This is a genomic window from uncultured Fibrobacter sp. (assembly GCF_900316465.1).
Taxonomy (GTDB): domain Bacteria; phylum Fibrobacterota; class Fibrobacteria; order Fibrobacterales; family Fibrobacteraceae; genus Fibrobacter.
Genome location: NZ_ONDD01000008.1, coordinates 39,032 through 51,913, shown reverse-complemented (window position 1 = coordinate 51,913; position 12,882 = coordinate 39,032). Strand labels below are relative to the sequence as shown.

At 52.4% G+C, this 12,882-nt stretch carries 4 protein-coding genes; 2 read left to right on the top strand and 2 right to left on the bottom strand.

Features of this window, described 5'->3' with window-relative positions; genetic code table 11:
* Positions 1 to 2: 2 nt before the first annotated feature.
* Complete coding sequence (locus tag QZN53_RS04600; RefSeq protein WP_073322692.1) at positions 3 to 413, bottom strand: hypothetical protein; 411 nt, start codon at positions 411 to 413, stop codon at positions 3 to 5.
* A 442-nt stretch (positions 414 to 855) separates the two neighbouring features.
* Between QZN53_RS04600 and QZN53_RS04595 the strand changes: the two genes are divergently transcribed.
* Positions 856 to 8,115, top strand: a complete 7,260-nt coding sequence (locus QZN53_RS04595) for a tandem-95 repeat protein (RefSeq protein ID WP_163437726.1) — start codon at positions 856 to 858, stop codon at positions 8,113 to 8,115.
* Between the two features lie 287 nt (positions 8,116 to 8,402).
* Positions 8,403 to 11,219: a T9SS type A sorting domain-containing protein gene (locus tag QZN53_RS04590; RefSeq protein WP_163437725.1), complete on the top strand. Its 2,817-nt coding sequence runs from the start codon at positions 8,403 to 8,405 to the stop codon at positions 11,217 to 11,219.
* Positions 11,220 to 11,287: 68 nt separating this feature from the next.
* Here the strand turns inward: QZN53_RS04590 and QZN53_RS04585 are convergent, their stop codons facing one another.
* Positions 11,288 to 12,880 (bottom strand): ABC-F family ATP-binding cassette domain-containing protein, encoded by a 1,593-nt coding sequence (locus QZN53_RS04585; RefSeq protein ID WP_163437724.1) that lies wholly within the window; start codon positions 12,878 to 12,880, stop codon positions 11,288 to 11,290.
* Positions 12,881 to 12,882: the final 2 nt, after the last annotated feature.

Below are 12,882 nucleotides of genomic sequence, written 5' to 3'. Positions count from 1 at the left end.
AATTAGGCCTTCTGAGTGCCACGCGGGTAGGTGAAACCTGCAGGCGGAGCCGCCACGAACTTGTCGACCTGAAGATAGAGTTCTTCGGCAGAGGCGCTCGGGTTGAAGTAGATTTCCTGATTGCGGTTCTGGGTGCGGCCCTTCAGCGGTTCGCTACGGCGAGAACGGCTCACGATGCCCAGCGGGAGCACTTCCAAAAGCGGAAGCAGGCCAAAGTAGCGGAACAGGCTGAAGTTCTTCTGCCAAGTGGTGCGTTCGGCGAGCACGGCAAACGTGCCTTCGAAAATGGACTTGGTCTGGAGCAGTTCGTCGCTAGTCATGGTCACCAGTTCGTGGTTGGTGGGGAAGTTGTTCACGAAGTTGACCATGTCACCCTTGAGGTAATTGGCGTCGCAAAGGAATACGAATTTCATTGTTTTACCTGTTTTTGTTTGTTGTTTGTGCAAAAATACTTTTTTAGTAATACACTGTCAGCCGACAAAGGGGTGAAAATGAACGCTTTCGGAACTTTTTGTTCCGTTTGAATGTAAATTCTTTGTAAAATCGTGAAAATTCGTATAAACTGCGAAAAAAAGTTTTTTCGGCCCGTTCGATGTTTTTTTCGAGGGGGCTTTTCGTAAGTCGTTGAGTATCAATGAGTTACGAAGCATAAACCCTTAAATTTGCTCAAAAAAAGGCAATTTAATGGTTATTCAAAATTTACTTTTTAGCGTTTTTTTTTGAAAATGTGCGTTTTATCACGTATAAAAACGTTATATTTGACCTCGTAAAATCGCGCTCGGACTAGCGGGGGCGGTACGTTTTTTGTGAAAGCAAAAGGTGTAATTGGAAGAAGAAATTTATGGGAGATCATAAATGAAACGAAAAAATTGGTCTGTAGCAGCCCTATTGGCGTCAGTCAGTATTTTGGCTTCTATAGGTATTGCACAGGAAGAAAATAGTGCTCCTTCTGTTATGGGGATTCCGGGGGAATCGATTAACGAAGGTGGTAAATTTGCCCCGATTAAGTTGGACAAGTATGTCTCTGACGATCATGACAAAGCCGATAAGTTGAAATGGTCTGTCTCTGGCAACAAGCAACTCAAGGTTTCCATTTCTCCCGAACGTGTTGCGACGATTGAAATTCCGAGCAAGTATTGGAACGGTTCCGAAGACATTACCTTCATGGCCACGGACTCCAAGGGTGCCGTCGGTTCTGAAACGGTGAACTTCAACGTTGAATCCGTGAACAATCCGCCCGAAGTCAAGCAGATTGCGGACCAGACCATCGACGAAGGTAAGACCTTCACCAAGATCAAGCTCGATGATTTCGTAAGTGACCCGGACCACCCGAAGAACCAGATTTTGTGGGAATTCGACATCCAACCGGTGGGCAAGGATCAAGCTGACGGCGACCTGAATGTGGAAATCGATCCGAACCGCGTCGCCTCCGTGATTATCCCGGACCAGAACTGGTACGGCTCCGCAAAGATCAAGTTTACGGCTACTGACGGCGAATACGCTAGCGCTTCTACGACCGCAAACTTCGTGGTCAAGCCGATTAACGACGCTCCGGTTATCAAGAAGATTCCTGACCAGACCATCGAAGAAAAGAACGAATTCGAATCCATTAGCCTCTCTGACTACGTGACCGACGTCGATGACGATGTCATGAAGCTCAAGTGGACTATTTCGGGCAACAAGGACCTCAAGTTCGATATCGACAAGTACGGTTCTGCCAATATCAAGATCCCGAATGAATTCTGGAACGGCACTGAAACCGTGACCTTTACGGCAACTGACCCTGCCGGTGCATCTGCCAAGGCTACTGCCAAGTTCACGGTCAAGTCCGTAAACGACGCTCCTGAATTCATTAAGGAAATCCAGGACCAGACCATCGAAGAAAAGCAGGAATTCAAGCCGATTGAACTGGACAAGCTGGTCAAGGATCCCGACCATCCTTTCGAACAACTTAAGTGGACAGTTTCTGGCAACAAGGATCTCGCCGTCAATATCGCCGGCAAGACTGCCACCATCAAGATTCCGTCCAAGATGTGGAACGGCTCTGAATCTATCAAGTTCAAGGTCTGCGACCCGGCCGGCGCTTGCGCTGAATCCGAAAACAGCTTCACGGTGAACTCCGTGAACGATGTGCCGCAGCTCGTGAAGCAGATCCCGAACCAGACCATCGACGAAAAGAAGACCTTTGCTAAGATCAAGCTCGATGAATACGTGAAGGATGCTGACCACAAGAATTCCGAACTTTCTTGGGAAGCTGACGTGAAGCACCAGGGCAAGGAACCGCAGTCCGGTACTTTGTCTGTAAACATCGGTGACGACCATGTTGCTTCTATCGAAATTCCGGACCCGAGCTGGAACGGTACCGCTGTGGCAACCTTCACCGTGACTGACCCGGAAGGTGCTTCTGCCAAGCAGCAGGTGACATTTACTGTCAAGTCCATTAACGATATTCCTGTGTTCAAGAAGATTCCGGACCAGACTATCGAAGAAAAGAATGAATTCTCTTCTGTCATGCTTGATGACTATCTCTCCGATGCCGACCACGATCTCTCCCAGTTGAAGATCGACATCGCAGGTAACAAGGACATCAAGGTTAACCTGAATAATAAGACTCGCGAAATTTCTTTCAAGACTCCGTCCGAACTCTGGAACGGTTCCGAAACCATTACCCTGACTGCTACCGACCCCGAAGGCGGCAAGGCTTCTACTTCGTTCAAGCTCGCTATCAAGTCTATCAACGACCCGCCGGCCATGAAGGATATTGCTGAACAGACCATCAAGGAAAAGGGGTCCTTCAAGCCGGTCGAACTCGACAAGTATGTCGACGACCTTGACCACTCTAAGGACAAACTCAAGTGGACTGTTACGGGCAATCGCGAACTCAAGGTGTCCCTCGAAGGCCGCGTGCTGAAGGTGACTCCGCCTAGCCCGCAGTGGAACGGTTCTGAAACTCTCACCATCAAGGTAACTGACCCTGAAGGTGCTACTGACGAACGCTCTGTTGCTTACACTGTTGAATCCGTGAACGACGTTCCGGAATTCACGAAGCAGGTTGCTCCGCAGACCATCAAGGAAAAGGAACAGTTCAAGCCGGTCAAGCTTAGCGAAATGGTTCGCGACCTCGATAACAAGCTTTCTGACCTTCAGTTCACAGTTGACGTGAAGTCTGCCAACGGCAAGAACGCTGGCCTCACGGTTGAAATCGATGCCCAGCATGTGGCCAACATCAAGATTCCGAACAAGTACTGGAACGGTGCTGACGAAATCACCTTCACGGTCACTGACCCTGAAGGCGCCAAGGCTACCTCTAAGGCTCTCTTCACGGTGCAGTCTGTAAACGACGTGCCGACCCTGAAGAAGATTCCTGACCAGATGATTGAAGAAAAGCACGAATTTGCTTCTATCAAGCTCACGGACTACGCTTCTGATCCGGACCACAAGTTCGAACAGCTCAAGTGGACCGTCTCTGGCAACAAGCAGCTCAAGATTGATATTGCCGGCGGCGTTGCTACCATCAAGATGCCTGCCAAGAACTGGAACGGTTCTGAAAAGGTGACCTTCACAGTAACCGACCCGGAAGGCGCTTCCGCCAAGTCTGACGCCGTGTTCACGGTGAAGTCCATCAACGACGCTCCGGTCATGAAGGATATTGCAAACCAGACCATCAAGGAAAAGGGCGAATTCAAGCCTATCGAACTTGACAAGTTTGTGAGCGACGAAGACCACGACAACTCCAAGCTCAAGTGGACTGTTTCTGGTAACAAGGACCTGAAGGTCGTGATCGACCCGAAGCATGTTGCAACCATTACGACTCCGAACAAGTACTGGAACGGTACTGAAAAGATTACCTTCACGGTCACTGACCCGGAAGGCGCCTCTGACAAGCGTACGGTGACCTTCAATGTTGAATCCGTCAACGATATTCCTGAATTCGTGAAGCCGATCAAGGATCAGAGCATTCCTGAAAAGCGTGAATTCGCTATCATCAACCTGAACGACATCGTTAAGGATGCTGACCACAAGCAGGATCAGCTCACTTGGAACTTTGACGTGAAGCCGGCCAAGGGTGCTCCGAAGGGCTACACTCCGAAGCTGAAGGTGACGGTCGATGGCTCTCGCATGGCTAAGATCGCTATTCCGGACAAGTACTGGAATGGTTCTGAAGAAATTACCTTCCGCGTGGAAGACCCGGATGGCGGCAAGGCTCATTGCACTGCAACCTTTACCGTGCAGTCCGTGAACGACGCTCCGACCATCGGCAAGATTGATGACCAGAATGTCAAGGAAAAGGAAACCTTCAAGTCCTTCAACCTGAAGCAGCTCATCAAGGATCCTGATCATCCGTATGGCCGTCTCAAGATCGACGTCTCTGGTAACAAGGACCTCAAGGTCAATATCGACAATGACGGCAACGTGTCTGTCAAGGCTCCGAACCCGATGTGGAACGGTAAGGAAACTCTGACCTTCACGGTGACTGACCCGGAAGGCGCTTCTGCCAAGGCTACGGCTTCTTACTCCGTGACCTCTATTAACGACCCGCCGGTCATGAAGGACATTGCTAACCAGACCATCAAGGAAAAGGGTAGCTTCAAGTCTATCGCTCTCGACAACTATGTCGAAGACCTTGATCACCCGAAGGCCAAGCTCAAGTGGAAGATTGAAGGCGCCAAGGAACTCAAGGTTGCCATGGATGCCAGCCACAATGTGTCTGTAACTCCGCCGAACCCGCACTGGCATGGTTCTGAAACGGTGAAGTTCTCTGTTTCTGACCCGGAAGGCGCAACGGATAGCCGTTCCGTGACCTTCACGGTGGAATCGGTGAACGATGCTCCGCAGTTCGTTCGCGAACTCAAGGACCAGTCCATCGACGAAAAGAGACAGTTCCAGCAGATCAAGCTTGACGATCTCGTCAAGGATCCAGACCACAAGAACAGCGAACTCAAGTGGACCTTCGATGTGAAGGCCAAGTCTGCTGCCGCTCCGGCTGCCAAGGGCAAGAAGGGCGCTGCCGCAGCTGAACCTGCTAGCAACAAGCCTGGTCTGACTGTAAAGGTTGACAACAACCATGTTGCAACGATTGCTATTCCGGACAAGTACTGGAACGGTGCTGCCGACATTACCTTCACGGTCACTGACCCGGAAGGTGCAAAGGCATCCAAGACCGCTCATTATGAAGTCCGTTCTATCAACGACCCGCCGGTTATTTCTTCTAGCGCTCCGCGTGGTGAATCCATCCGCGAAAATGGCGTGTTCAGAACAATCGACCTCACGAATCTTGCTTCTGATCCGGATCACAAGGCTTCGCAGCTCAAGTGGTCTGTCTCTGGCAACAAGTTCCTCAAGTTGAACATGCTCAAAGACAACACAGTGAAGGTGACTGTGCCTGATCCGCAGTGGAACGGTAAGGAAACGGTGACCTTCACCGTGACTGACCCGGAAGGCGCTTCTGCCAACCACAAGATGCTCTTCGAAGTGTCTCGCGTGAACGATCCTCCTGTCATCTCCAAGAAGATTCCTGACCAGAAGATCAAGGAAAAGGAACTCTTCAAGCAGATCAAGCTTGACGAATACGTGAAGGACCCGGATAACAAGCCGAGCGAACTGAAGTGGACCGTTTCCGGCAACCGTCAGCTCAAGGCTGAAATTTCTCCGAGCCGCGTGCTTACCGTTTCTGCTCCGGATAAGAACTTCTGGTGCGCTCCGGAAACCATGGTCCTCATCGTGAAGGACCCGGATGGTGCAGAATCTTCTCAGACGATTACCTACGAAATTACCTCTGTGAATGACGCTCCGGTACTCAAGCAGATTCCGGACCAGAGAATCAAGGAAAAGGGTACGTTCAAGGAAATTGACCTGAACAAGTTCGTGCACGATCCTGACCACAAGCTTTCTGAACTCACTTGGTCCGTCAAGGTCGCCAAGGTGGGTGCCGCTCCTGCTCCGAAGCCGGCTAAGAAGCCTGCCAAGAAGGGTAAGAAGGGCAAGGATGAAAAGGCTGAAGAACCGGCACCTGTTCCGGTTGACGAATTCCAGATTGAAATCGATAGCCGTAACATTGCTCGCGTCAAGATTGACAACAAGTACTGGAATGGTGAACGCAACGTGACCTTCACTGTGAAGGATCCGGAAGGCGCTTCTGATTCCAAGACCGTGAACTTCAAGGTTGAATCCGTGAACGACGCTCCGGAAATCAAGCCGATCGCTATCCAGAGCATTCAGGAAAAGGAACACTTCAAGCCGCTCGATCTGTCTCAGTTCATTTCTGATCCGGATCATCCGCTCTCCGCTTTGAAGATTGAAGTTGCTCCGGCCCGTTCTCTCAAGGCCTTCGTGAATGCCAAGAAGGAACTCGTCGTTACGACTCCGGACAAGTTCTGGAGTGGTACTGAAAAGGTCAAGATTGACGTGTATGACCCGGAAGGCGCTCGTGCATCTCAGCAGATTACATACGAAGTGACTCCGGTGAACGACCCGCCGGTCGTGAAGCACATCGCTGGCCAGAGAGTCAAGGAAAAGGAACGCTTCGAAATTGTGGACCTCTCCAAGGTTGCTGAAGACCCGGATAACAAGCCGAACGAACTTCGCTGGACTGTTACTGGCAATAAGGACCTTAAGGTTGATATCAAGGGCAGCCGCGCCCAGATCCTGACTCCGAACCCGAACTGGTTCGGTAAGGAAACCCTCACCTTCACGGTGAAGGATATCGCCGGTGCCTCTGCTTCTACGCAGGCTACCTTCGAAGTGGTAGCTGTGAACGACCCGCCGACTCTCAAGCCGGTTCAGCCGTTCGTAATCGAAGAAAAGAAGACTTTTGCTCCGTTCGACTTCAGCAAGGTCGTAAGCGATCCGGATAACAAGCTCGAAGAACTTGTTTGGACGCTTGATAACGAAGTCCCGGCTATTAAGGGTAAGAAGGCTGGCAAGAACGGCCCGGCTGTGAAGCATGAAATGAACTTCTCTATCGACGAAAAGGGTGTTCTCCATGCCGAAACTCCGAACCCGTACTGGAACGGTATGGAAGTCGTGACTGTGAACGTGTTTGACCCGGCTGGCGAAAGCGCCTCTATTCAGGTGAAGTACACGGTGAAGCCCGTGAACGACCCGCCGATCGTGAAGGAAATTCCTGGCCAGGAAACCCTGCAGGGCACTACCTTCAAGCCGATCAAGCTTGACAACTATGTGTCTGACCCTGACCATAAGGTTAGCGAAATCCGTTGGGGTGTCACTGGCGCCAAGAACCTCGCCGTGCAGATCAATAGCAACCGTGAAGCTATCGTGAAGCCGAAGAAGGCTGACTGGTTCGGTGACGAAACGCTCATCTTCACTGCTAAGGACCCGGCTGGTGGTTCCGATAAGGCCATGGTCAAGTTCGTGGTGAAGCATGTGAATGCCGCCCCGATCATGCGCGATATTCCTGACCACACGATCAAGGAAGACGACAACAATGGTGTTGTGGCTGTGATCAAGCTCGACCAGTTTGCCCGCGATAAGGACAACCGCTTCGACGAACTCAAGTGGACCTTCACTGGCAACAAGTTCTTGACCGTGAAGTATGACAAGTTCAAGAAGACCGCTACGGTTGCTCAGCCGCACCCGAACTGGAACGGCAAGCCGGAAAAGATTACCTTCACGGTGACTGACCCGGATGGCGCTAAGGCTTCCAAGTCTGCTCTCTTCACTGTGATTGCCGTGAACGATGCTCCGGAAGCTAACCCGCAGACTTACATGACTCAGGAAGGCGAAGAACTCAAGGTGAGCGCCTCCGAAGGTCTGATGTCTGGCGTGACGGACGCCGATGGCGAAAAGCCGGTGTCTGTGCAGCTCGTCCAGAAGCCGCGTAACGGTAAGATCAACCTGAACGAACGTGACGGTTCCTTCACCTACATGCCGAACAAGGGCTTCTCCGGCCTCGACGAATTCAGCTTCAAGGTACGTGACCCGGCCGGTCTCGCCTCCAAGGTGACGACTGCTGAAGTGAACGTTTCCTTCAAGATGAAGGACCTCCGCGGTGGCGACACCAAGAAGGCCGAAAAGAAGGAAGAACCTAAGGCTGAAGAACCGAAGGAAGATTCCCCGGCTAAGGGTAAGGCCAAGAAGCGCCGCAAGAGAAAGTAAGATTTTGAATTAAGCAGCGCAAAGCGTCGGTCCTGCGGCCTTGCTCTGCTTGCTTCCTTCAAAATTTGAAAATCTGAATTTCAAGAATCCCGCTCGTTGAGCGGGATTTTTTGTTTCGAAAAAGCGGGGTGTTGAAAGGCTCAAAACGGATATTGGGGCGAATGCCTGAAATTTGGATTTTTCATGATTCCGGAAAGTATTTTATAGTTTGAAAATTGGGCGTGGTGCCCATGTGTTTTGGGATGATTATGAAAAAATTTGGCGCAAAACAAACTGTTTTGACAATAATGGCGGCTGCCGCACTTTCGCAGGCAGCTACGGCGGAATTCAATTGGAGTAACGTGAGCATGGGCGGGGGTGGATTCGTCTCCGCCGTGATAGCTTCTCCGGTCGACAAGGGACTTTTCTATGCCCGCACGGACGTGGGCGGCGCGTACCGCTGGAACGAATCGACTGCCCGCTGGGAATCGATGATGGACTGGGTCGATGTTTCCGAGCGCGGCCTTTTGGGAATCGAGGCCATTGCCGTTGACCCGCAGGAATCGGGCGTCGTTTATATGGTGGCGGGAACCAGTTACTGGAATAGCGGCCGCACCGCATTCTTGCGTAGTAAGGACAAGGGCGAATCTTGGGAAGTGATTTACACTTGGGACGAAGACGGGACCAAGGGCACCAAGGTGGCGCGCTTTGGTGCACACGGCAACGGCATGGGCCGCGGAAACGGCGAGGCCTTGGCGGTCGACCCGAACGATTCCAAAATTATGTTCTACGGTTCCAAGAACAAGGGCCTTTGGAAATCGACGGACAACGGTTCAAGCTGGAGCCATGTGGATGCATGGAAAACAGCGGCCGGTAGCGATACGACTTGGAATGGCTCGGGATTCAGCTTTGTGCAGTATGCTCCAGGCAGCTCGAAGGTGATGTATGCCGGATTCTTGCGTGAGGGGACGACGGCCAAGGGCACGTTTGAAAACGTCTTCACCTCGACCGACGGCGGTGCAAGCTGGACGGCCTTGCCGATTCCCGATTCGCTGCGCCGCACGGCCGGCGGGAGCATGGTGCGCCTGATGCCGCAGCGTGCGGTGGTTTCGGGCGATGGCTCGAAGATGACGGTGACTTTTGCCGATGGCGCAGGCCCGCATTCCATGATGTGGGACGAAGGCTGGGGCATGATTTACGATGGTTTTGGTCGCGGTGCGGTGCTGCAGCTTGATGTGGCGTCGGCGACTTGGTCCGACGTTTCTCCGGAAAACTTCCTGGACGAAGGCGGCGATGCCAAGTACGACAAAGTGGACGTGAAAGGCATGGTCGACTGCGAAGCCGCAGGCGGCACCGGCAAGACTTGCGAAGAATATTACCCCTACATTGCCCCTTATGGCGGTATTGCAATCAATCCGAAAAATGCAAATGAAATGGTGGTGACGACCGAAGGTTACCGCGGTCCGCAGTTCTGGTACACGGCCACGAGCGATACCAGCGGCAAGTGGAGCGACCAGTGGGGTACTAACATTTACCACACGACCGATGGCGGCAAAACCTGGATTGCAAGCTTCAAGTATTACTGGATGGAAGGCGGTGTGTATCCGACGACCAAGCAGATGGATGCCAATGGAATTGGCTGGATGCATAACGGTTCTATTCACTGGTCCGGTAGCGTTGCCATGGATCCGTTCGACAACAACCGCGTCTTTGTGACTTCGGGTAACGGTATTTTCCGCTGCGACAACCTGAGCGATTATGTGTACAAGGAAGCGGAGAATTCTTGGGAAGAACCGCAACTCACCATGAACCAGGTGTGGCATTTCTCGGCGCATGGCGTCGAAGAAACGGTGCCTTTCGAAGTAGTGAGTATTCCGGGCGGCCCGATGGTTTCGATCATCGGTGACTACGACGGATTCCGTCACGATGACATCGCAAAATATCCGGCATTCAGGCACAAGACGAATGTTGGCGGCGATTATGTGTCGTTGGGTACGACGCAGGGCCTTGCTTATGCTCCCAAGAGTGGCAAATTGGCCAAGGTGGCAGACAAGCGCGCCTACGAAGGCCTGTACAATGACATACCCATTGCTCCGGTGCAGTATTCCCTTGACTCGGGTAAGACTTGGACGGTGGAAACTTATACAGGACCTGACAAGAACGCAGCCAAGGGTACTGTGGCTCTTTCGGCAAAAGGTACTTACACTATCTGGGTTCCGATGGAAGGAACGACCGATGTCTATCGCAATTACAACGGCACGACCTGGGAAAAGGTGTCGGGTATCGACAACACCGCCTACGTGGTGGGCGATCCTGAAAACGACGAAGTATTCTATGCCTACACCAAGGCGGACGGCAAGTTCTACAAGAGTACCGATGCGGGCGCAAGCTTCAAGGCTGTGAGTACGCCTGGTGAAAGCGCATTCAAAAAGTTCCGTGCCATTCCGGGCTACGAGGGCGACTTGTGGCTGCCTGTCGCTATTCAGGATCCGTCGAATGGTACGCCCGCTAGTGGAAAGCTGTTGCATTCAACCGATGGCGGTGCCACTTGGGCTGCGGTTGAAGGTGTCGGTTACTGCGAAGCGGTGGGCTTTGGCGCTCCCAAGGAAAAGGGCGGCTATCCGGCGATTTATGTGTTTGCAACTGTCGGTAAAGTGACGGGTGTGTTCGGCTCTGACGATAAGGGTAAAACCTGGACTCGCGTGAATGACGACGGCCATGAATATGGCGGCCTTGCAAATGGCGAGTTCGTGATGGGTGACATGAACACCTACGGCGTGGTTTACATGAGTACGGCGGGTCGCGGCATCGCAGCCCGCGTCCCCAGCAATTGGGAAATGGGTACGTCCAATTCCGACGGTACAACAAAGGTTGCTCCGGCTGCAAAAACGGTGGCAGATGCTTCTGTCGGCTACAGCCACGGGAATCTGGAACTCCGCCTGAATGCAAGTGCTGCCCGCGTGAGCGTTTTCGACATGCGCGGCAAGAAACTTTATAGCCGCTATTACAGCAGTTCTACGACGATTCCGGTCAAGGATCTGGTGAAGGCGAAGGGTAGCTACTTCGTGCGCGTTGATAACGGCAAAAAGGTCCTGTTTGCAAACCGTGTCATCGTGACGCGATAAACTTTCCCGCTGAGAGACAAAAAAGGGAATCACATTTGTGATTCCCTTTTCTAATTCTTGTTTGAACTTTACTTCTTCTTTTTCTTGGTTTCGAGCCATTCGTCGAAGGTGATGCTGCGGTCGATGACGCCGTTCGGAGTCAGTTCGAGTACGCGGTTTGCAATCGTCTGCACGAATTCGTGGTCCTGAGAGCAGAAGATAATCGGGCCCTGGAAAGCGGTAAGGCCGTTGTTGAGGGCCGTGATGGCTTCCAAGTCGAGGTGAGCGGTCGGTTCGTCGAGGAGCAGACAGTTGGCGTTTGCAAGCATCATCTTACTGAGCATGCAGCGCACCTTTTCGCCACCGCTAAGCACGTTTGCGCTCTTGAGGGCTTCTTCGCCGGTAAAGAGCATACGGCCGAGGAATCCGCGGATGAAGGTTTCATCCTGTTCCTTGCTGTACTGGCGTAGCCAATCCACGAGGGAGAGGTCCGTGCCGAAGTAGGCGTCGTTGTTCTTCGGGAAGTAGCTGTAGCTAATGGTGTTGCCCCACTTGAGTACGCCTTCGTCGGCCTTGGTTTCTTCGGCGATGAGCTGGAAGAATGCTGTCTTGAGCGTGTCGTATTCGCCAACGAGAGCGACCTTGTCGCCGCTATTGAGGCTGAAGTTCAGGTTCTTGCAGATAATGCCGTCGCCGCCATCGATGGTGGCGTTCTTGACTTCGAGCACGATTTTGCCCGGTTCGCGGTCCATCTTGAAGTTGACCCACGGGAATTTACGGCTGGAAGCCGGCATTTCTTCGACGGTCATCTTGTCGAGGAGCTTCTTACGGCTGGTGGCCTGCTTGGCCTTGGCTGCGTTAGAGGCGAAACGGCGGATGAACGCCTTGAGTTCTTCGATCTTTTCTTCGGCGCGGCGGTTCTGGTCCTTGCGCTGCTTCTGGGCGAGCTGGCTTGCTGCATACCAGAATTCGTAGTTACCGCCGTAAATGTTGATTTTGCCGTAGTCGATATCGCAAGTGTGGGTGCAGACCGCATTGAGGAAGTGACGGTCATGGCTCACCACGATCACGATGTTTTCGAAACGTTCGAGGTAGTCTTCAAGCCAACCGACGGTTTCCAAATCCAGGTGGTTCGTCGGTTCGTCAAGCAGAAGAATGTCCGGGTTGCCGAACAGAGCCTGGGCTAGGAGCACGCGGATTTTCTGGCCGCCGTCCAAGTCTGCCATGAGGCTGTAGTGGAATTCTTCGGGAATGCCGAGACCCTTCAAAAGCACAGCTGCGTTAGAGTCAGCTTCGTAACCGCCGATTTCACCGAAACGGGTTTCGATTTCCATGGCCTGCATGCCCTGTTCTTCGGTCATTTCGGGGAGCGCGTAGAGTTCGTCGCGCTTCTTGCCGAGCTCATAGAGTTCGGGGTAGCCCATCATCACCGTTTCGAGAACAGTGTTCTGTTCGTAGGCGAAGTGGTCCTGCTTCAGGACGGCGATACGTTCGCCCGGGTCCTTGCTGACTTCACCGGTGTTGGGTTCGAGTTCGCCCGAAAGGATTTTCAGGAACGTAGATTTTCCGGCGCCGTTGGCACCGATGACTCCGTAGCAGTTGCCGCGCTTGAAGGAAAGGTTCACTTCCTTGAAGAGAACGCGGCTACCGTATTGAAGACTGACATTAGAGACGTTGAGCATGT